Here is a 20,618-nt window from a genome sequence, read left to right as displayed (position 1 = left end):
CGTAAACCGGGCGTGCTGTCGGCGTGATGCCAGCCACTCAACCGCTGGCTGCGCGGGTCAGGCCCGTGTTGTCCGGGTGCTGCTTTTTACGGCAACTGCGGGTATCTGGCGGAAATAATGATTGACGTTGGTGCGAAAATCTCTAGAATGCGCCTCCGTGGTGGCATTATGTGATGTAATGTTGCTGGGTTTGCGAAGGTGGCGGAATTGGTAGACGCGCTAGCTTCAGGTGTTAGTGTCCCTAGGACGTGAGGGTTCAAGTCCCTCTCTTCGCACCACAATCACCACGAATTTGTATCACTCAGTACCTGCGAAGGTGGCGGAATTGGTAGACGCGCTAGCTTCAGGTGTTAGTGTCCTTAGGACGTGAGGGTTCAAGTCCCTCTCTTCGCACCACTGGGATACACATTATCGTTAGCAAGATATCTTGTTCAGCCAAGATATTCAGGTAGTACCGTAGTTTACACAGTGCGAAGGTGGCGGAATTGGTAGACGCGCTAGCTTCAGGTGTTAGTGTGCTTAGGACGTGAGGGTTCAAGTCCCTCTCTTCGCACCACATCATCTTCACAATCCTCGCCGCATGCTCCGGGCAAAACCTCACAGATTCTTCTTCTTCGTCATCACGATTTTCGTTTTACTCACGTGACTCACGCGATTTTTACCGTTTCCCCTGTCAGGTTGACGTTATGTCGGTTGATATCCCATGTCTCGCTGGCGTATTAGCCTATTTTCATCAGCGTAACAGAAAGTGCCGCCAGGCCGCCTGCCAGCGCAATGCAGGAAGGCAGCAGCAGGTAGTGGCGCAGACGAGGATGGAACAACATGCTTAAGGTAATGAGCATAGCCAGCATACAGATGCATTTCAGATGTGTCAGATTCAGCGCAGGCAATGCCAGCAAGGGCATTAATGCGGCAGGCAACAGCACTCCCCACGCACTCGACAGGCGTTTACCAAAGTACCAGCTTACTCCCCATAGCCCGCAGGCAGCTATCATGGCGGTCAGCATGATGGTTGTCTCATTGATGATAATGATAACCAATATCATATACCAGTTTTCATCTCAGACAACAGCGCAGAGCATGATTTGCTGCACCCGCGCGATAACTTATCTGGCCGTAAAGAGAAATAGTCCGTCCGGTTCGCCTGCGGCAAGCGTTAGCAGGCGATGCCTGCCTACTCAGCGATTTTTCAGGTGATGTCGCACCAGTTGCAGCATATTCATCAACGTGGCGCTGCGGTCGTGCTTACGCCAGATAACTGCGATTTGCGTGGTCAGATGGGGCTCGCCGGTATCGTGATAGGTGACATTGCCGGTCTGGATGCTGGAGAGTGATTCAGGCACGAAAGTAATGCCGAACCCCGACGCGACCATGCTGATGGTGGCGGTGATATGCGGAGCCAGCGGATGAATAGCAGGCTGGTAGCCAGACAGATAACAGGCGCGCACTATCATGTCGTGAAGGCTGGGGCACAGTTCACGCGGGAAAATGATCAACGGTTCACGCTGTAATTGACTCAACGTGATGTGTGTCTGTTGGCTGAGGGGATGGTGCTGCGGTAATACCAGTTGCATTGGCTCGTTGACCAGCAACTCGCCTTCGAATTCATCACCGATATCGCTGGGCAGGCGCACAAAGGCAATGTCCGTGGTGCGGTTGCGCAGGCTTTCCAGTATTTGGTCGATATGCTCTTCACGAGGTTGCAGGCGCACATGCGGGTAGCGCTGGCGGTAGTGCTGCAACAAGGTGAGGACGACCGGATGGAATGTTACGGCACAGGAAAAGCCGACATTAATCACCCCATGCTCGCCGCGCGCAATGCTGCGCACCCGTTCCAGCGCTGAATCGGTCAGTTCCAGAATGTGGCTGGCATCCTGATACAGCGCTTCGCCTGCGTCGGTCATCTCTACGCCGCGCGTCAGGCGTTTGAATAGCGGCGTACCGACTTCCCTCTCAAGTTTTTGAATTTGCTGACTAAGTGGCGGTTGCGAAATGCCCAGTTGTTCCGCCGCACGGGTAAAATGCCGGGTTGAGGCCACTGCGACAAAATAGCGCAGATAACGTAATTCCATATATTTTCGATCTCCAAATGGCCACCTTTCTGTATTGGAACTTTGGTGTGACGCACGTCAATATTCAAGCGAAACATTAAAAAAATTTAAGTTGCCGATCGTCGGAAAGGAAAAAATATGAAAGAGGTCAACTGTGTCGATCCTTGCGTTGCGGAACTGGCCAGCTTTGCACTTCATCATCAGCAACAGCATCCAGAAAGCGTTATCTATCAGACCTCATTAATGAGCGGCCTGATTAATGGCCTGTATGAAGGCCAGACCACGATGTCGGAATTGCTGGAGCATGGTGATTTCGGATTAGGGACGTTTAATAATCTGGATGGCGAGCTGGTGGCGCTTAACAGCCGTATTTTCCAGTTACGCGAAGATGGCAGCGCGCGTGCAGCGCAGCCCCATCAGAAAACACCTTTTGCGGTGATGACGTTTTTCCGGCCAACCGAGCAGGTTCATTTTACTCGGGCCATTCGTCGTGAGGCGATTCATCAACGTATTAACGATTTTGTCGCCACCGACAATCTGTTTTGCGCCCTGCGGATCGATGGCCATTTTAGCCATGTTGAAACCCGCACGGTGCCCCGCCAGGAACGCCCTTATAAACCGATGCTCGAAGCGGTTGCCCAACAGCCTACGTTCCATTTTGAACACTGTCAGGGTAGCGCCATCGGTTTTCGTAGTCCTGCTTATGTGCAGGGGATTAATGTGGCTGGTTATCACGAACACTTTATTACCGATAACCGCCAAGGCGGTGGGCATATTCTGGATTACCAACTCGAAGAGGGGGTGCTGACGTTCGGCACCATCGCCAAACTGGTGATTGACCTTCCTCGTGACAGGGATTTCCTCAAGGCCAATTTATCCCCTGAAGATCTCGACCAGGTGATTCACTCAGTCGAGAGCTAACGTGAAAGCGTGCATCAGTCAGCGACTCACAGTAAAAGCACATCGTTACGCAGAGGATAAACATGATGGAAAATAGGGACGCCCAACAGCGCTGGTCAAGCGGGGCTCAGTTGATTGTTAAACACCTTGAGCAACAAGGCGTGAAGTATGTCTTTGGTATCCCGGGTGCCAAAATCGACCGCGTATTCGATGCATTGGAAGACTCACCCATCCAAACCATTGCCGTGCGCCACGAAGCCAACGGCGCGTTTATGGCCGCAGCCATTGGTCGCCTGACCGGAAAAGCGGGAGTGACGATGGTGACATCCGGGCCGGGCTGCTCCAATCTGGTGACGGGGCTTGCGACCGCTACGGCAGAGGGCGACCCGATGGTCGCGCTGGGCGGTGCGGTGAAACGTGCCGATCGCCTAAAGCTCACTCATCAGAGCCTTGATACGGTGAGTTTGTTTCAGCCGGTGAGTAAATACAGCGCCGAAATCACGGTCTCGTCGGCTATCTCCGAGGTGATGGCCAATGCGTTTCGCGCGGCGGAATTTGGCCGCCCCGGTGCGGCATTTATCAGCCTGCCTGAGGATATCGTCAACGAGCCTGTGACCAGCGCGGTGCTGGCGCGCAGTGAATTACCCACGTTAAACAGCGCGCCGCCAGCGGATGTTGAGCGGGTAGTCAGCCTGATTCAACAGGCTAAAAACCCCATTTTGCTGTTGGGGCTGATGGCCAGCCAGCCGAAAAATGCCGATGCGCTGCGCCGCTTGCTGCATCAGAGCCGTTTACCTGTCACCAGCACCTATCAGGCCGCCGGTGTTATCGATCAACAACATTTCGACCATTTCGCCGGGCGGGTGGGGTTGTTTAACAATCAGGCGGGCGACAAGCTGCTACAGCAGGCCGATTTGATTGTCACCGTCGGCTACAGCCCGGTTGAGTATGCGCCTGCGCTGTGGAATAGCGGTCATGCGACGCTGGTGCATATTGATGTGCTTCCCGCTGAGGTTGAGAGCGCCTATCGCCCGGATATCGAGCTGGTCGGTGATATCAGCATCACCATTGATATGCTCAATCAACAGTTACGCTCACCGATTGCACTCTCTGCAACGGCGCAGCAGATTCTGGCCGAACGCCGTCAGCTACGTCACGAGCTGGCCACCCGGGCGATTAACATGGAGGGGTTTGCCATTCACCCTCTGCGGCTGGTGCGGGTGATGCAAGACCTGATAAACCAAGACGTGACGCTGTGCGTGGATATGGGCAGTTTCCATATCTGGCTGGCGCGTTATCTCTACAGTTTCCGCGCCCGCCAGATTTTGATGACCAACGGCCAGCAGACTATGGGGGTCGCTCTGCCGTGGGCGATTGCCGCCGCGCTGGTGAACCCGCATCAGAAGGTGGTGTCGGTATCCGGCGATGGCGGATTTATGCAGTCGAGTATGGAGCTGGAAACCGCCGTGCGCTTAAACGCCAATATTCTGCACATCATTTGGGTGGATAACGCCTATAACATGGTGGCAATTCAGGAGGAGAAAAAATATCGGCGTACATCCGGCGTCACCTTCGGGCCGATCGATTTTAAAGCTTACGCCGAGGCGTTTGGCGCGAAAGGGTTCGCGGTGGAGTCAGCCAGTGAACTGGTGCCCAAGCTTTGGCAGGCGATGGGGGTGGAGGGCCCCGCCGTTATCGCGATCCCGGTGGATTACTCCGACAACCATTATCTGATGGAAAATGTGAATATCAGCCAGCTTATCTAACTACGTTCCCTACCTGCTGCATAAATAACGTGCAGCCTTTGAGCCCCACTGCCGTGCCGCCAGACGATGGCTGCCACGGCAGCGAGGTTGCTCTACGCGTCCTGACACTCCGACACGGGGCTCTGCCCCTGCCATACATCGCCAGGTGTTGCAGGGCGAAGCCTGAGACTGGCTGGACGCGCATTTTTTCTGTGAACAGCAGCGAATCAGTAAATTGACTGGTGTCAGTAAATTGACTGATAGAGCGCCGCAATCTCTTGCACACTGGCTGGCCGAGGATTACCGCCGGTGCAGACATCGTCAAACGCGGCCTGCGCCAGCGCCGGAATGTCTTGCTCTTTGACGCCAACCTGACGCAAGCGCGGCGGAATATCCACATCCCGAGCCAGTTGGGTGACGGCCTCAATCGCGGCGGCTCTGGCGTGTGCCAGCGGCAGCGTCGCGGCCTCTTTTACCCCCATGGCCTGCGCGATCGCACGGTACTTTTCACCGGTGTAATCGGCATTCCAGGCCATAATGTGCGGCAGCAGAATCGCGTTCGCCACCCCGTGCGGCGTGTTGTAGAACGCCCCCAGCGGATGTGCCATACCGTGTACCAGCCCCAGCCCGACATTAGAAAAGCCCATTCCGGCAATATATTGGCCCAACGCCATATCTTCGACGCCTTTATCGTTGCCCGCCACCGAATCACGCAGTGAGCGGCTGATAATCTCGATGGCTTTTAAGTGCAGCATGTCGGTCAACTCCCAGGCAGCGAGGGTGGTAAAGCCTTCGATGGCGTGGGTGAGCGCGTCAATACCGGTTGCGGCTTTAAGAGAGGCGGGCATAGAGCGCATCATGTCAGCATCAATAAACGACACAATCGGAATGTCGTGCGGGTCAACGCAAACAAATTTGCGCCGTTTCTCTTCATCGGTGATGACGTAGGGTGTGTCCCGTAACTATTTTTTGTACAATCAGGGACATGATTTCACCACAAAAAGTCCTTTAATTTGGCTCGTTACGATTTTCCCGATGACGCCTGGGCGTTGATTTCTCCCATGCTGCCACCTGAAAGAGGCTCTTCCCGAGGCGGGCGTCCTTATTTTGCGCACAGACATGTCATGAATGGCATATTTTGGGTGCTTTGCTCTGGCGCACCCTGGCGGGACTTACCTGAGCGTTATGGTCAATGGAAAACCATTTACAACCGCTTCAATCGGTGGTCTAAAGCCGGAATAATGAACAGCATTTTCAATAAATTACTCCAGATTCTGGATGAAAAAGCGCTGATAGACTGGGATGTTATCGCGCTGGATGGCAGTAACGTTCGCGCCCTGAAAGCGGCCGCCGGTGCGAAAAAAACATCCCGATGAATGCGAGGACCATGGGCTGGGTCGCTCTCGCGGCGGCTTTGGCACCAAAATCCATCTGGCGACAGATGGCACAGGATTACCACTGAGTTTTTGCCTGAGCGGTGGACAGGCCCACGAAAGCCGATACGCGGAAACGTTGCTCAACCGGGTCGGATTATCCGAAAAAGCGGGCACCTGAAATCACGTCCGAAAGCGGTGCTGGCGGATAAGGGTTATTCAGGTAAAAACCTTCGCATTCACTTGAAAATGAAAGGAATAAAAGCGGTTATTCCGTTTAAATCGAATGAGAAGGCCAGTCAGGACGGACGTCGCCCCCTCGACACGCGCCTGTACAAAAAACGCAATGTCGTGGAGCGTTGCTTTGCGATACTTAAAGAAAATCGCCGTATTGCCACCCGCTCGGAGAAAACGGCCAGAAACTACCTGAGTATGCTAAAACTGGGAGCGATCAGGTTATTTTTAAAGCGGTTGTTAAGTTAAGGGACACAGCCTAGTTGATGGTCACTTCTGCGGCGGTGCCGGAGGTGGTCGGAATGGCGAAAATCGGCACGCTGGGTTTGCGCGTGGCGGCGACCCCTTCGAGGCTGCGCACATCGGCAAATTCCGGGTTGTTGATAATAATGCCGATGGCTTTACTGGTGTCTTGCGGCGAGCCGCCGCCGATAGCAATCAGGTAGTCGGCGGCAGCCTCCTGAAAACGCTTCACGCCCTGATGCACAATGGCAATAGTCGGGTTAGGAATAACGCCGTCATAGACATCATAAGGCAGGCCGGCGTTATCGAGCAGGCGGGTGACTTTGCCCGCCACCCCATGCGCCACCAGCTCGCTGTCCGTCACGACCAGCGCTTTATGAAAACCGCGCCGTTGCACCTCTTGCGTCAGGTGAGCTATCGCGCCTTGGCCAAAATATGACGTCTCATTGAGTATCATTCTGTGTGTCATCACTACGCTCCTGTTTTCGTTGATAAACCACAGTGTGAACCTCTTACACCCCGCCACCTTCCGGTTATTGCCATCATCAGCACCGCGCTGGCGCTGAGGGGAAGATAGCCGTGAGAGCTATCACAAAACGCCATACTGCACGGGCATTAACAATGACGTAACTGACCTGAAATAATCTAATTTCAGGTTTTTTTCGCATTACTTTATATAATGATTAATGCTTTTTTGTTATCTGATAACCCACTTCGATAGCGGTGTTTTTTGTATTTAGTGTTCAGTAAATAACTATATTGTGAGATTAAAAAATTATTTTATAATTATTTTTGGTTTTTAATTCTGATGATGATGGTGCGAGACAGGTCGGGGGTTTTATGTTTTATATAGATAAACTTATGACTAAGGGTGTGGTGGCGGGCGCATTTCGGTGGTAAGTTCAATGGCAGGATAAACGTTTGCGTCGTGGGGCCTGGCGTCACAACGCGCGGCTAACGTAGAAAGGCGTAGAGAAGAGAAAAATGGCAAACCACACTCCGTTGTATCAACAGCATCTGGCCGATGGTGCCAAGATGGTGGACTTCCATGGCTGGATGATGCCGCTGCATTATGGCTCGCAGCTTGATGAGCATCACATCGTGCGTAACAGCGCCGGTATGTTTGATGTTTCACACATGACCATTGTCGATTTGCGCGGCGCCCGGGTGCGCGAATTTTTACGTTACTTACTGGCCAACGACGTCGCCAAACTGACCCAACCCGGCAAGGCGCTCTACACCGCGATGCTGACGCCGTCTGCGGGCGTGATCGACGATTTAATCGTCTATTTTCAGAGCGAAGATTATTTCCGTCTGGTGGTGAACTCCGCCACCCGTGAGAAGGACCTGGCCTGGATTAGCGAGCACGCCAAACCGTTTGGGGTGACGCTCACCGAGCGTGAAGACCTGTCGCTGATAGCGGTGCAAGGGCCGCAGGCGCAGGAAAAAGTGCGCAGCCTGTTAAGTGCGGCGCAGTGTGAACAGATTGCGGGTATGAAACCGTTCTTCGGTGTGCAGGCCGACGAGTTATTTATTGCCACCACTGGCTATACTGGCGAAGCAGGCTACGAAATTGCCCTGCCGCAGGCGCAGGCGGTGAGTTTCTGGCAACAGTTGCTGGCCGCTGGCGTAAAACCCTGTGGTTTGGGCGCGCGTGACACGCTGCGTCTGGAAGCGGGCATGAACCTGTATGGTCAGGACATGGATGAAACCGTGTCACCGCTGGCCGCCAATATGGGCTGGACGATAGCCTGGCAGCCGCAAGAGCGCCAGTTTATTGGCCGCGAGGCGCTGGAGCGCCAGCAGGCGCAAGGCACCGAACAACTGGTGGGCCTGGTGATGACCGAAAAAGGCGTGTTGCGTCATGGTCAGACGGTGCGTTTTACCGACGCGAACAACGTGGTGCAAGAGGGCGTCATCACCAGCGGGTCATTCTCGCCAACATTGGGCGTCAGCGTGGCGCTGGCCCGTGTGCCTGCGGGTATCGGTGAGCAGGCAACCGTGCTGATTCGCAATCGTGAGCTGCCGGTGCATGTCACCAAACCAAATTTTGTCCGCGCCGGTAAGGCGCTGGTTCAGTTTTAATTTTTGGCTTAAGTAAGGAGAAAGTGGCAATGAGCAATGTTCCGGCAGAACTGAAATATACCTCCTCCCATGAATGGGTGATGGCGGAAGGCAATGGCATTTACAGCGTAGGGATTACCGAGCACGCTCAGGAGTTGCTGGGTGATATGGTGTTTGTCGATCTGCCGGAAGTAGGCAGCACGGTGAACGCCGGTGACGATTGCGCCGTAGCCGAGTCGGTTAAAGCCGCTTCAGATATCTATGCGCCGCTGAGTGGCGAAATCGTTGAAGTGAATGATGAATTAGAGGGCGCGCCTGAGCTGGTGAACAGCGCACCTTATGCGGAAGGCTGGTTGTTCCGCATCAAAGCCGCTGATGAGTCAGAGCTCAATGAATTGCTGGATGCCGAAGGCTATCAGGCGTTGCTGGCAGAAGAAGACGGCGACGAAGACGAATAACGCGGCAGCCCTGCGGCCTGATGGCGGCAGGGCATGACCGTTGCCCGCAGGTTTTGCGATCGGTTTTATTTTGTTGTCTGTTGCGGTATGTCTGCGGCGTATTGATACCGTTTGAGGCATATCACGGTGCTAAATGCAGGAAATTCCCCCCATGATCCAGACCCTCAGTGAACTTGAACACGCTCATGCTTTTATCGAGCGTCATATCGGCCCGTCGGATAGCCAACAGCAGCAGATGTTGCAGGCGATTGGCGCGGATTCTCTTGCCGGGCTGATTCGCCAGATTGTGCCCGCAGATATTCACCTGTCGCAGCCGCCTGCGGTGGGGGAGGGGGCGACGGAGGCGCAGGCGTTGGCAGAACTGAAGTCTATCGCCAACCTTAACCTGCGCTATAAAAGCTATATCGGCATGGGTTATCACGCCGTGCTAACGCCGCCGGTCATTCTCCGTAATGTGCTGGAAAACCCGGGCTGGTATACCGCTTATACGCCGTATCAGCCGGAAGTGTCGCAGGGGCGTCTGGAGGCGTTGCTGAATTTTCAGCAGGTGACGCAGGATTTAACCGGGCTCGAACTGGCTTCCGCCTCGTTGTTGGATGAGGCGACGGCCGCAGCAGAAGCGATGGCGATGGCCAAACGCGTCAGCAAGCTCAAGCAGGCGAACCGTTTCTTTGTCGCAGAGGATGTGCATCCGCAAACGCTGGATGTGGTGCGCACGCGCGCAGAGACCTTCGGCTTTGAGATTGTGACCGGGAAAGCGCACGAGGCGCTGGAACAAGAGGGCGTGTTCGGCGTGTTGCTGCAATACCTCGGCACCACCGGCGAGCTGCATGACTACCGTGCGCTGATGGCGGAACTGAAAAACCGTAAAATCATTATCAGCGTGGTGTCTGACATCATGGCGCAGGTGCTGTTAGCCGCACCGGGCGCGCAAGGCGCGGATATCGTGCTGGGGTCGGCGCAGCGTTTTGGCGTGCCGATGGGCTATGGCGGCCCGCATGCGGCGTTCTTTGCCTGCCGCGACGAATACAAACGTGCGATGCCGGGCCGTATTATCGGGGTGTCGCGCGATGCGGCCGGTAATACCGCGCTGCGTATGGCGATGCAGACCCGTGAGCAACATATCCGCCGTGAAAAAGCCAACTCCAATATTTGTACTTCGCAGGTGCTGCTGGCGAATATCGCCGGGATGTATGCTGTGTATCACGGCCCGCAGGGATTAAAACGCATTGCCCGCCGTATTCACCGTTTCACCGATATTCTGGCCGCCGGGCTGGTGCAGCGCGGCATGACCCTGCGCCATCACACCTGGTTTGACACCTTGACCGTTGAGGTGGCAGATAAAGCAGCGTTACTGCACCGTGCCATGAGCGCCGGTATTAACCTGAGAGCCGATCTGGATGGCGCTGTCGGGATAGCGCTTGATGAAACTACCACCCGTCATGATGTGCTGGCGCTGTTTGCCGTGTTGCTGGGCGACAACCACGGGCTGGATATTGATACGCTGGATGCCGCGCTTGCCCACAGCAGTGCCTCCATCCCACCGGCGTTGCTGCGCACGGATGACATTTTGGCTCATCCGGTCTTCAATCAATATCACAGTGAAACCGAGATGATGCGTTATTTGCATCGTCTGGAGAGTAAAGATCTGGCGCTCAATCAGGCGATGATCCCGCTTGGCTCTTGTACGATGAAGCTGAATGCCGTGGCCGAAATGTTACCGATCACCTGGCCGGAATTTGCCGAACTGCACCCGTTCTGCCCGCCCGATCAGGCATTGGGGTATCGTCAACTGATTACGCAGTTATCCGATTGGCTGGTGCGACTGACCGGTTATGACGCGGTGTGCATGCAGCCAAACTCCGGGGCGCAGGGGGAATATGCCGGTTTGCTGGCGATCCGCCGTTATCACGAAAGCCGTGGTGAAGGCGAACGCACGATTTGCCTGATCCCCAGTTCGGCGCACGGCACTAACCCGGCATCGGCTCAGATGGCGGGAATGCAAGTAGTGGTGGTGGCGTGTGATAAGCAGGGCAATATCGACCTCAATGACCTGCGGGAAAAAGCGCAGCAGTCGGATGAGGCGCTGTCTTGCATTATGGTGACGTACCCGTCTACGCACGGCGTGTATGAGGAAACTATCCGTGAAGTGTGCCAAATCGTGCATCAGTTCGGCGGCCAGGTGTACCTGGATGGCGCGAACATGAATGCGCAGGTTGGCATTACCTCGCCGGGCTACATCGGTGCTGATGTGTCGCACCTGAATCTGCATAAAACCTTTTGCATTCCGCACGGCGGTGGCGGCCCCGGCATGGGGCCGATTGGGGTGAAAGCGCATCTGGCGCCGTTTGTGCCCGGTCATCAGGTGGTGGCGATTAACGGTGTGCTGACGCGGCAGGGGGCGGTGTCGGCGGCGCCCTTTGGTAGCGCGTCTATCCTGCCTATCAGTTGGATGTACATTCGCATGATGGGCTCCGAAGGGCTTAAGCAGGCCAGTCAGGTGGCGATTTTGAACGCCAACTATGTGGCGACGCGTCTGCAAGAGGCCTATCCGGTGCTGTATACCGGTCGTGATGGCCGGGTGGCGCATGAGTGTATTTTGGATATGCGCCCGCTGAAAGAGCGCACCGGCATCAGCGAGATGGATATCGCCAAGCGCCTTATCGATTATGGCTTCCATGCGCCGACCATGTCATTCCCGGTGGCGGGGACGCTGATGATTGAGCCGACCGAGTCGGAAAGCCGCGTCGAACTGGAGAGATTTATTGATGCGATGCTGGCGATTCGCGCCGAGATTGACCGTGTTGCGGCAGGCGAGTGGCCGCAGGATGATAATCCGCTGGTGAATGCGCCGCATACTCAGGCTGAACTGGTGGCGGAATGGTCACACCCATACAGCCGTGAATTGGCCGTATTCCCGGCGGGTCAGGCCCATAAATATTGGCCGGCGGTGAAGCGCCTTGATGATGTGTATGGCGACCGTAACCTGTTCTGCTCTTGCGTGCCGGTAAGCGAGTACCAGTAAGCGTCACGGCTTCCTGACGGTATCTGTAACGGGCACGACGTGAGTAGTGCCCGTTTTTTTGCGTGTCAGGATGTATGGCATGGCACAGACACAACACAATGAAGGTGAGGAAGGATGTTAGGGATTCACGATCTGTCACTGTTTATCTTGTCTGGGATTTTACTCAACATTATGCCGGGCCCGGATTCATTACTGATAATGACAAACAGCGCCTCTCGCGGATGGCGTGTCGGGTCAGCGGCGGCGCTGGGGATAGGTTCGGGGACATTGGTGCATGTGCTGGCGGCCGCACTGGGGTTATCCGCTATTTTAGCGACCTCCGCCGCCGCTTTTACCGTGGTAAAAGTGCTAGGCGCCGCCTACTTGATTTATATGGGGGTACAGGCGCTGCTGGCGAAAGCTACGCTATCTGCCTCTGCTCTCACACCCGCCAGCCCGCTGTTGCTCTCTAAACGTAAGGTTTACTGGCAAGGGTTTCTCACCAATGTGCTGAACCCGAAAGTTGCGCTGTTTTTTCTGGCGTTTGTGCCACAGTTTATTGACCCACAGACACCACAAAAGGCGCTGGCATTCATTGTGTTAGGGTTGATTTTCAATACAAGCGGCATGCTGTGGTATCACTTTCTTGCTGTCTCGACCGCCATGGCCAGCCACCGCCTGAAAGTCAACACGGCGGTGCGTTTCTGGCTAAATAAAACCATCGGCGCACTGTTTATTTCATTGGGCGTAAAACTGGCGCTTTCGGCCAAAAACTGAAGACGTGAGAGATGGGCTGAACGTCGCAATAGACTGAATATATTACGTATTAATTATTGTTGAATCATATTGTTGAATCGTATTGTGAGCGGTTTGACATACCGCTCACGCTGGCGGGTGCTGTTTACTTTAGCCAGCCTTTCGTTTGCGCCTGCTCAAGATGCTGTTTCAGGTAATGCCAAAGTGCAGGGTAAATCTCGCCGATAAAGGCATTGCGGCTTAATACCTGTTCCAGACGAATGCCGTGCTCCACCCAGCTCTGGCCGCCGTTATGCAGGTTCATCAGTACCGGCATCACCCGGTCAATCATCAATGCAAAACGGGCTTCGGCGCTGTCCCCGGCTTCATACTCATGCCACAGTGCCAGAAACTGGTCATGCTGTGGTTGCGGCAGCAGGCCAAAAATACGGGCGGCGGCGGCCTGCTCCTGCTGTTGAATGGCGGCACGGGCTTTGAGGTCATAAACCAGTACGTCTCCGGCATCAATTTCCACGATATCGTGAATCAGCGCCATTTTCAGCACCCGGGCAATGTCAATCTCGGGTGCGGCATAAGGCGCAAGGCTCATCACCGCAACGGCAAAATGCCAGCTGTGCTCTGCGGAGTCTTCTTGTCTGTTTGTACCAATCACCTTTGAACGGCGTTGAACACTCTTGAGTTTGTCGATTTCCATCAAGAACTGCACTACTTCGGTCATAGGGCCGAAATCCAGCACGGGTAACGCTGATGACATGTCTAACCTCCTGTAATTAACCCGGTCATTGTAGAGGATGTCACCCGTGATGAATATGCCGCAACGCTTGTCGATGGCGGCCAGCCTTTATTTTAGCGTACAGGTGTACACTGGAATGGTTCTCAGTTAATCTGCACAAAGTGTGTTCAATCACGTTGGCTGTACGTTCGACGGGTTTATCACACGTGTTGAAAAAGAGGTAGGTTATGACGAAAAAATCGCAGGTATCAGAATATTCGCTGGCAGAGGAGATTGCCAACAGCATTAGTCACGGAATTGGCTTGGTGTTGGGGATTGTCGGGTTGGTTTTACTGTTGGTGCAGGCGGTTAACAGCGGGGCGGATACCACAGCGATTACCAGTTACAGTCTGTATGGCGGCAGTTTGATTCTGTTGTTCCTTGCCTCAACGCTCTACCATGCGATTCCACATCAGCGCATCAAGCGCTGGCTGAAAAAAGCAGACCACTGTGCGATATACCTGTTGATTGCAGGAACCTATACGCCGTTTTTGCTGGTGGGGCTGAACTCCCCTTTGGCGCATGGGCTGATGATTGCAATCTGGAGCCTGGCCCTGTCAGGCGTGATTTTCAAACTGGCTTTTGCCCACCGTTTTGAGGTGCTGTCATTAATCACTTATCTGGTGATGGGGTGGTTATCGTTGATTGTGATATATCAACTGGCGGTAAAGCTGTCTGCCGCAGGCGTTACGTTGCTGGCGCTGGGCGGTGCGGTATATACAGTGGGCGTGGTGTTTTACGTCAGCAAACGTATCCCGTTTAATCACGCGATTTGGCACGGTTTTGTGCTAGGCGGGAGCCTGTGCCACTTTCTGGCTATCTACCTGTATGTGGCGTAAACCCAGGGTTTGTTGAGTATTGGTACGGGGAGCTGGCATGTTGCTCCCCGCCCTTTCAGGCCGCCTGCGTGCGGTGTGAGTTAGTCCAACAGCGAGTAAGGCAGAGCCTGAATATTCAGGCGGCTGTTGCTGTCATCACGCACCCGCAGCAGGCTTTGTTCGTCCAGGTCGTTATTGAGCACGGCCTGCACCCATAGCGTTCCATCCTGTAACTGGCAGCTAGCCAGCACCGTTCCGGTACGACGCCAGTTTTCACCTAACTGAAGCTCCAGTTCATCACCGATGGCAGGTGCATTCGCCGCTGTACCGGCAAGCCAGTAAAGCGCGCGTTTGTTCGCACCACGATATTTGGCGCGCGCCACCATCTCCTGACCGCTGTAACACCCCTTGGTGAAGCTAATGCCCTGTAATGCTTGCAAATTGGTCGCCTGAGGGATGAACTGTGCGCTGTTAGCGCTGTCAATAACAGGAAGACCGGCTTCAATATCCAGCGCCAGCCATTGACGGCTGTCATTGGTTGGCAGCGCAGGAAGCAACGCATCCTGTAGTGACTGGGCCCGCGCCTGATTAAGCACCAGCACAAAACGTTCGGCAGGCTGCGCAATGTGCAGTAACGTCGCCCCGTCTTGTTGCACGACCGGATTATCGGCGTCAGGCAAGCTGTCGAATAGTGCGGCCAAAGAGTGGCGAATGTTCTGACCCGCCGCACCCAGTAACACCACGCTATCATCAGCCGTTAGCGTGGTTTTGGAAAAGACGGCGTATTTCTTAAGCTCTGTCAGTTGCGCGTCACGCAGGCTGCGGCGCTCAAGGTAGGCCAGCCCTTCGCCATAATGGAACAGGCGCAATGCGCTCCACATTTTTCCTTTGGCATCACAATGGCCGCATAAAACATGTTGGTTGGCGGCAAGGGCAGGGACATCAGCCGTGAGCTGCCCCTGAAGGTATTTGACCGTGTCCGGCCCGGTCATTGTCACCAGCGCCCATTCATCGAGTGCGATAAGGGTGGCGGGCAGGTGGGTGGAAGAGAAGAGCGGTTGTGCGGTAAAGGTATGAGCCATATTACAATCCTGCGATGCGTAATGTCAGCGATTGCCCAATGGTAAAAGAGCGACAAGGGTTTGCAAGTCATTTAGGTGCTATTTTTTTCACACCGGAACGCGAAGCGAATACGGTTGTGAAAAGCAAACCATCCGGTTTTGGCGTGTGCGATGGCGCACGCATTATTGCGATGTCTCAGTAAAAGGGTCGCGTAGTAATACGCGAGAATATGTCAAAGTGTTACTCTTAATGGCAGGCCATCAGGTAGAATGAGAAAAACTCCGCTGGTCAGTTGCCAGCGGCAGTCACCATACAGCGAAGCGGGCGAAATAACATGGATATTGATAATAAATCACGTATTCACTGGGCATGTCGGCGCGGAATGCGCGAATTGGATATCTCCATCATGCCGTTTTTTGAGCATGAATATGACGGGTTAAGCGATGATGATAAGCGTCAGTTTATTCGTTTGCTGGAGTGCGATGATCCCGATCTGTTTAACTGGTTGATGAATCATGGCGAGCCGCAGGATCCGGGCCTGAAACGTATGGTGTCCCTCATTCAGACGCGAAATAAAGATCGTGGCCCAGTGGCAATGTGATCTGCGCGTATCCTGGCGCATGCAATTGTTTTCGCTGATGATGCACGGTTTTCTGGTGCTGATGATCCTGCTGGCCCCCTGGCCAGATGGCTATGCACCACTATGGCTGGGGCTGCTGACGCTGGTGGTGTTTGGGTTTGTGCGCAGCCAGCGTGTGATTAAACTGCGTCAGGGTGAGATAGCGCTGCATGATGAGAACCGCCTGCGTTGGCAACAGCGGGACTGGCTGATGGTACGGCGGCCCTGGATGTTGCGCAGCGGTATCTTGCTGTCATTGCGGGCGGTGAATGGCAAAGAACAGCAGCGGCTGTGGCTGGCATCTGACAGTATGGGAAGTGAAGAGTGGCGGCGATTATGCCAGCTATTGCGGCAGCAACCATTAGCGGGCATTCAGTCCTCCCGTCACCACTAAACCCGTCATCGCTAAATACGCGACCTATTGAAAGCCGTTTTCCCTGCCATGGCCTGTGCTGTTTGTGGGGAGCGGCTTTCTGTCTGGCGCGTAATGCCCGTTTTTTAACGCACTGCTATGCACCGTAGACCTCCCCATAACGTGGTTTACAGCAACGCGGACATTTCTTGCAGGATTTGCTCACACCATTGTTCAATGCGCGCTTCACTCAGTTCGTATTGGTTGACGTCATCAAGCGCCAGCCCGACAAAGTGTTTCCCCTCTTGCGTCAGTGGTTTTGGGCTGGTGAATTCGTAACCCTCTGTTGGCCAGTAACCGATAAACTGCACGCCCAGCGGCGCGAGCTGCTGATGCAACATACCGAGTGCGTCTAAAAACCACTCGCTATACCCGACCTGGTCTCCCATGCCGTAGAGCGCAACGATTTTTCCTTGCAGATCAAGAGTAGGTAATTGTGCCCAGACGGAGTCCCAGTCTTCCTGAATCTCGCCAAAATCCCAGGTAGGAATACCTAAAATCAGGATGTCGTACTGCTCCATCGTGTGAAGCGCAACGTCCTTAACGTTGTGTAGTTCGACCAGCTCTTCGCCCAGCACATCGCGGATTTTCTCCGCTGCCATTTCGGTGTAGCAGGTGCTGGAGCCGTAAAAAAGTCCTATTTTCATAAGTGTCTGAGTGGTGATGGCATCAGTAAAGGCGCTAGCCTAGCGGAATATGGCGCAGGCGTACAGGGTGAAGGCAACAGCCTCCACCCTGTACGAAATCAGAAGAGGTTAACCGAGTGACTGGTGGCGAGTTTCTTTGGTTAACAGCAGGGCGATGAGCGTCAAGGATGCCATAGCCGCAAGGTAAACCCCCACATAGAACAGCCCGTAGTGACTGGTGAGCCAGGCGGCAATATAGGGTGCGACGGATGCGCCTAAAATCGACGAGACGTTATAAGAGAAAGACGCACCGGTATAACGCACCTCGGTTGGAAACAGCTCTGGCAGCAGGGCTCCCATCGGGCCGAAAGTCAGCCCCATCAGGCTCAGGCCACAAACCAGAAAGGCCATGATAAGCCCCTGATTACCCGAGCCCAGCAGAGACGGGAAGGCCATGGCGAACACCAGCATAATGCAGGTTACGGCAATCATGGTTTTACGGCGACCCAGCGCATCGGCCAGATACCCGGCAACCGGAATCATCAAACCAAAACCAATCACCGCTATCATCAGCATCCACAAGAAGTTGTTCCGGGGAATGCCAAGACCAGCGGGGGCAGGCGTGGTGCCATACGTCATGGAATACACGGTCATGATGTAGAACAAGGTATAGGTCGCCAGCATGATGAACGTACCCAGAACGGTCGCTTTCACATGTTTACTCAGCAACGTACCCAGCGGGATGCGCACCTGTTTGCCTGCTTTGGCAACCTTGGTAAATACCGGCGTTTCATGTAATGACACCCGGACATACAGGCCGATTATCACCAACACAGCGGAGGCAATAAACGGCACGCGCCAGCCCCAGCTCATGAATTGTTCGTTCGTCAGCCCCCAGGAGAGCAGTAAAAATGTACCGTTGGCAAAAAAGAAACCGATAGGCGCACCCAGCTGTGGGAAGGAACCATACAGCGCGCGTTTGTTAGCCGGTGCATTTTCTGTTGCCAGCAGCGCCGCGCCACCCCATTCGCCGCCAAGACCGAGCCCCTGACCGAAGCGGGCCAGCGCCAGTAACATCGGCGCCAGTACGCCAATTGTGGCATAGCTCGGTAACAGGCCGATTAAGACGGTGGAAATGCCCATCGTCAGCAATGAGGCAACGAGGGTGACTTTACGACCGATGCGATCGCCGAAGTGACCAAATAGCGCCGAACCAATCGGGCGTGCGACAAAGGCGATGGCGAAGGTTGCCAGAGATTGCAGCGTAGCGGCGGTGGCATCTCCCTGCGGGAAGAAGATATGTGGGAACACCAGCACGGCGGCGGTTGCGTAAATGTAAAAGTCGAAGAATTCGATGGCGGTGCCGATCAGGGAGGCGACAACCACCTTGTTGCGCGAGTTTACCGGCGCGTCGGTAGCTTGATTATCAAGAGTGGATGAGATGGAGGCTTGCATAGTTTTTTGCTTTTTTTTAACACACGGACGCGCATTCTATGCATAGAAAAAATTTCTTTTCAAACCCGCGCCCGGTCTGATGTCCGGCCTTACAGGAAAGGCATGCCGGGTTAGCGGCGAATAAGAAAATATAATCCGTTACTGGATTCATTTCGCAACAGGATGTGATGAAGTTGAGAATGATTACCGAATTGTACCCCGAACATGCACCATCATGCATAATAGACGGCAGAGCCCAGTGTTATTCGATCGGGAGGGAAGATGCAACAACCGGATCAGGCGTTAATCGAACAGTTTCTTGATGCGTTGTGGCTTGAGCGCAATCTGGCGGAGAATACGCTGTCGTCTTACCGTAATGACCTGTATGCGATGGCGCAGTGGCTGTCGCATCACGGCAGCGGCGTGTTGCAGGCCAACTCTCTCGATTTACAAGGGTTTCTCGCTGAACGGGTGGAGGGCGGCTATAAAGCGAGCAGCTCGGCCCGCTTACTCAGCGCGATGCGTCGCTTATTTCAGTACCTGTACCGCGAAAAACAGCGTACCGATGACCCCAGCGCGTCGCTGGCGTCACCCAAACTGGCGCAGCGCCTGCCCAAAGACCTGACGGAAGCGCAGGTAGATGCGTTGTTGGCGGCGCCCGCTATCGATCAGCCAATCGAGCTGCGTGATAAAGCCATGCTGGAATTGCTGTATGCCACCGGGCTGCGTGTTTCCGAGCTGGTGGGGCTGTCGATGAGCGATGTCAGCCTGCGTCAGGGGGTCGTGCGGGTGGTGGGGAAAGGCAATAAAGAGCGGTTAGTGCCGCTGGGTGAAGAGGCGGTGTACTGGCTGGAGCAGTATTTGCAATACAGTCGTCCGTGGCTGCTCAATGGGCATACTCTGGATGTGATGTTTCCCAGCAATCGCGCCCGGCCAATGACCCGGCAAACCTTCTGGCACCGGATTAAGCACTATGCGACACTTGCCTCTATTGACAGCAATAAACTTTCTCCGCATGTTTTGCGTCATGCCTTTGCAACCCACCTGCTGAATCACGGGGCGGATTTGCGTGTGGTGCAGATGTTACTTGGCCACAGCGATCTCTCGACCACGCAGATTTATACCCACGTTGCGACGGAGCGGCTAAAAACGCTGCATCAACAACATCATCCCCGGGCATGACGTCCGGTGGAGTGACAGGATGTCATGGCGGATTGCCCGCCAATGATGGACATGCACGGCGCTTGCGCCTTGATAACAGGATAATTCCATGAAAAAACGTATCGTATGGCTTTCGCTATTGACCCTGGCCTTTGGCGGCGTAGCACGCGCGGATGACGCGGCGATTAAACAAACGCTCAATCGGCTCGGCTTGCAAAATGTGGAAGTGAAAGAATCACCGATTGGCGGAATGAAAACGCTTCTGACCGATAACGGTGTACTTTACATCACCGAGGACGGCAAACACCTGTTACAAGGGCCGTTGTACGATGTGAGCGGCGCGACGCCAGTCAATGTCACCAACACGATTTTGAATGGCCGCCTCGATGCCCTTAGCGATCAGATGATCGTGTATAAAGCCGCGCAGGAAAAACACGTTATCACGGTGTTTACCGATATCACCTGCGGCTACTGTCACAAACTGCATGAGCAGATGAAGGACTATAACGCGCAAGGGATTACCGTGCGTTATCTGGCGTTTCCTCGCCAGGGCATGAATTCCCAACCGGCAAAAGAGATGCAATCTATCTGGTGCGTGGCAAACCGCAACAAGGCGTTTGATGCTGCCATGAAAGGCGATGAGATTTCGCCGGCCACCTGCAAAACCGATATTGCCGCACACTATCAACTGGGCGTTCTGTTCGGCGTGCAGGGCACACCGGCTATCGTGCTCAATGATGGCACCGTGGTGCCGGGCTATCAGCCTCCTAAAGAGATGCTGGCAATGCTGGAAGCGCATAAAGCGTCTCAGAAATCCGGCGGTTAATACGGTATTGAGCCATCGCTCAAGGTGGTGGCTCAAACGTCATGGTTAAGTTAAGTCAGC

At 54.4% G+C, this 20,618-nt stretch carries 17 protein-coding genes, 3 tRNA genes and 3 pseudogenes; 15 read left to right on the top strand and 8 right to left on the bottom strand.

Going from position 1 to position 20,618, the window contains the following annotated elements; all coding sequences use genetic code 11:
• Window positions 1–192: 192 nt before the first annotated feature.
• The 3 genes from O1Q98_RS08320 (at window position 193) to O1Q98_RS08310 (ending at window position 556) form a co-directional block, all read left to right on the top strand.
• Window positions 193–278, top strand: a tRNA-Leu gene (locus O1Q98_RS08320).
• Window positions 279–310: 32 nt separating this feature from the next.
• Window positions 311–396: transfer RNA gene (locus O1Q98_RS08315), tRNA-Leu, on the top strand.
• Window positions 397–470: 74 nt separating this feature from the next.
• Window positions 471–556, top strand: a tRNA-Leu gene (locus O1Q98_RS08310).
• A 163-nt stretch (window positions 557–719) separates the two neighbouring features.
• On the opposite strand, the gene O1Q98_RS08305 is transcribed toward O1Q98_RS08310, so the two are convergent.
• Window positions 720–1,007 (bottom strand): DUF1435 family protein, encoded by a 288-nt coding sequence (locus tag O1Q98_RS08305; protein ID WP_125258291.1) that lies wholly within the window; start codon window positions 1,005–1,007, stop codon window positions 720–722.
• 171 nt (window positions 1,008–1,178) lie between these two features.
• On the bottom strand, window positions 1,179–2,072 hold the full coding sequence (locus tag O1Q98_RS08300) for a LysR family transcriptional regulator (RefSeq protein WP_125258283.1): 894 nt from the start codon (window positions 2,070–2,072) through the stop codon (window positions 1,179–1,181).
• 117 nt (window positions 2,073–2,189) lie between these two features.
• On the opposite strand from O1Q98_RS08300, the gene budA reads away from it, so the two are divergent.
• Window positions 2,190–2,972 (top strand): acetolactate decarboxylase, encoded by a 783-nt coding sequence (budA, locus tag O1Q98_RS08295; RefSeq protein ID WP_125258284.1) that lies wholly within the window; start codon window positions 2,190–2,192, stop codon window positions 2,970–2,972.
• 65 nt (window positions 2,973–3,037) lie between these two features.
• Window positions 3,038–4,717, top strand: a complete 1,680-nt coding sequence (gene alsS, locus O1Q98_RS08290) for an acetolactate synthase AlsS (RefSeq protein ID WP_125258292.1) — start codon at window positions 3,038–3,040, stop codon at window positions 4,715–4,717.
• 224 nt (window positions 4,718–4,941) lie between these two features.
• Here alsS and O1Q98_RS08285 read toward each other — a convergent pair.
• Window positions 4,942–5,643: pseudogene (locus O1Q98_RS08285) on the bottom strand (dehydroquinate synthase/iron-containing alcohol dehydrogenase family protein); the annotation flags it as partial.
• A gap of 66 nt (window positions 5,644–5,709) precedes the next feature.
• On the opposite strand from O1Q98_RS08285, the pseudogene O1Q98_RS08280 reads away from it, so the two are divergent.
• Window positions 5,710–6,552, top strand: a pseudogene (locus O1Q98_RS08280) (IS5 family transposase).
• Between the two features lie 13 nt (window positions 6,553–6,565).
• Here the strand turns inward: O1Q98_RS08280 and O1Q98_RS08275 are convergent.
• Window positions 6,566–7,015: pseudogene (locus O1Q98_RS08275) on the bottom strand (iron-containing alcohol dehydrogenase); the annotation flags it as partial.
• 515 nt (window positions 7,016–7,530) lie between these two features.
• Here O1Q98_RS08275 and gcvT point away from each other — a divergent pair.
• The 4 genes from gcvT to O1Q98_RS08255 all read left to right on the top strand — a co-directional run bounded on the left by gcvT (window position 7,531) and on the right by O1Q98_RS08255 (window position 12,849).
• Entirely contained in the window at window positions 7,531–8,631 is a 1,101-nt protein-coding gene (gcvT, locus tag O1Q98_RS08270) for a glycine cleavage system aminomethyltransferase GcvT (protein WP_125258293.1), read from the top strand.
• Between the two features lie 29 nt (window positions 8,632–8,660).
• The gene (gcvH, locus tag O1Q98_RS08265; RefSeq protein ID WP_125258294.1) at window positions 8,661–9,068 is read left to right on the top strand and encodes a glycine cleavage system protein GcvH; all 408 of its coding nucleotides are present in this window, start codon (window positions 8,661–8,663) and stop codon (window positions 9,066–9,068) included.
• Window positions 9,069–9,219: 151 nt separating this feature from the next.
• On the top strand, window positions 9,220–12,093 hold the full coding sequence (gene gcvP / locus O1Q98_RS08260; protein WP_125258295.1) for an aminomethyl-transferring glycine dehydrogenase: 2,874 nt from the start codon (window positions 9,220–9,222) through the stop codon (window positions 12,091–12,093).
• Window positions 12,094–12,207: 114 nt separating this feature from the next.
• Window positions 12,208–12,849 (top strand): LysE family translocator, encoded by a 642-nt coding sequence (locus tag O1Q98_RS08255; RefSeq protein WP_125258296.1) that lies wholly within the window; start codon window positions 12,208–12,210, stop codon window positions 12,847–12,849.
• Between the two features lie 124 nt (window positions 12,850–12,973).
• On the opposite strand, the gene O1Q98_RS08250 is transcribed toward O1Q98_RS08255, so the two are convergent.
• Window positions 12,974–13,582 carry an HD domain-containing protein gene (locus O1Q98_RS08250; RefSeq protein WP_125258297.1) on the bottom strand — a complete coding sequence of 203 codons (609 nt, stop codon included), beginning with the start codon at window positions 13,580–13,582 and terminating at the stop codon, window positions 12,974–12,976.
• A 206-nt stretch (window positions 13,583–13,788) separates the two neighbouring features.
• Here O1Q98_RS08250 and trhA point away from each other — a divergent pair, with 206 nt between their 5' ends.
• Window positions 13,789–14,439, top strand: a complete 651-nt coding sequence (gene trhA, locus O1Q98_RS08245; protein WP_125258298.1) for a PAQR family membrane homeostasis protein TrhA — start codon at window positions 13,789–13,791, stop codon at window positions 14,437–14,439.
• A gap of 80 nt (window positions 14,440–14,519) precedes the next feature.
• Here trhA and ygfZ read toward each other — a convergent pair whose 3' ends face one another.
• Window positions 14,520–15,500 (bottom strand): tRNA-modifying protein YgfZ, encoded by a 981-nt coding sequence (gene ygfZ, locus O1Q98_RS08240; protein ID WP_125258299.1) that lies wholly within the window; start codon window positions 15,498–15,500, stop codon window positions 14,520–14,522.
• 314 nt (window positions 15,501–15,814) lie between these two features.
• Here ygfZ and sdhE point away from each other — a divergent pair, with 314 nt between their 5' ends.
• Window positions 15,815–16,081: an FAD assembly factor SdhE gene (gene sdhE / locus O1Q98_RS08235; protein WP_125258300.1), complete on the top strand. Its 267-nt coding sequence runs from the start codon at window positions 15,815–15,817 to the stop codon at window positions 16,079–16,081.
• Window positions 16,062–16,493, top strand: a complete 432-nt coding sequence (locus tag O1Q98_RS08230; RefSeq protein WP_125258301.1) for a protein YgfX — start codon at window positions 16,062–16,064, stop codon at window positions 16,491–16,493. Before sdhE ends, O1Q98_RS08230 begins: the two co-directional genes overlap by 20 nt.
• 146 nt (window positions 16,494–16,639) lie before the next feature.
• Here the strand turns inward: O1Q98_RS08230 and fldB are convergent, their stop codons facing one another.
• Both fldB and O1Q98_RS08220 read right to left on the bottom strand, forming a co-directional pair.
• Window positions 16,640–17,158 carry a flavodoxin FldB gene (fldB, locus tag O1Q98_RS08225; protein ID WP_125258302.1) on the bottom strand — a complete coding sequence of 173 codons (519 nt, stop codon included), beginning with the start codon at window positions 17,156–17,158 and terminating at the stop codon, window positions 16,640–16,642.
• A 108-nt stretch (window positions 17,159–17,266) separates the two neighbouring features.
• Complete coding sequence (locus O1Q98_RS08220; protein ID WP_125258303.1) at window positions 17,267–18,592, bottom strand: MFS transporter; 1,326 nt, start codon at window positions 18,590–18,592, stop codon at window positions 17,267–17,269.
• Window positions 18,593–18,853: 261 nt separating this feature from the next.
• Here O1Q98_RS08220 and xerD point away from each other — a divergent pair, with 261 nt between their 5' ends.
• Window positions 18,854–19,753, top strand: coding sequence for a site-specific tyrosine recombinase XerD (gene xerD, locus O1Q98_RS08215; RefSeq protein ID WP_125258304.1), 900 nt, complete (start codon window positions 18,854–18,856; stop codon window positions 19,751–19,753).
• A gap of 88 nt (window positions 19,754–19,841) precedes the next feature.
• Window positions 19,842–20,558 (top strand): bifunctional protein-disulfide isomerase/oxidoreductase DsbC, encoded by a 717-nt coding sequence (gene dsbC, locus O1Q98_RS08210; protein WP_125258305.1) that lies wholly within the window; start codon window positions 19,842–19,844, stop codon window positions 20,556–20,558.
• Window positions 20,559–20,618 lie beyond the last annotated feature (60 nt).

Source organism: Dickeya lacustris, from assembly GCF_029635795.1.
Classification (GTDB): domain Bacteria; phylum Pseudomonadota; class Gammaproteobacteria; order Enterobacterales; family Enterobacteriaceae; genus Dickeya; species Dickeya lacustris.
This window is presented reverse-complemented; position numbering and strand designations above follow the sequence as displayed.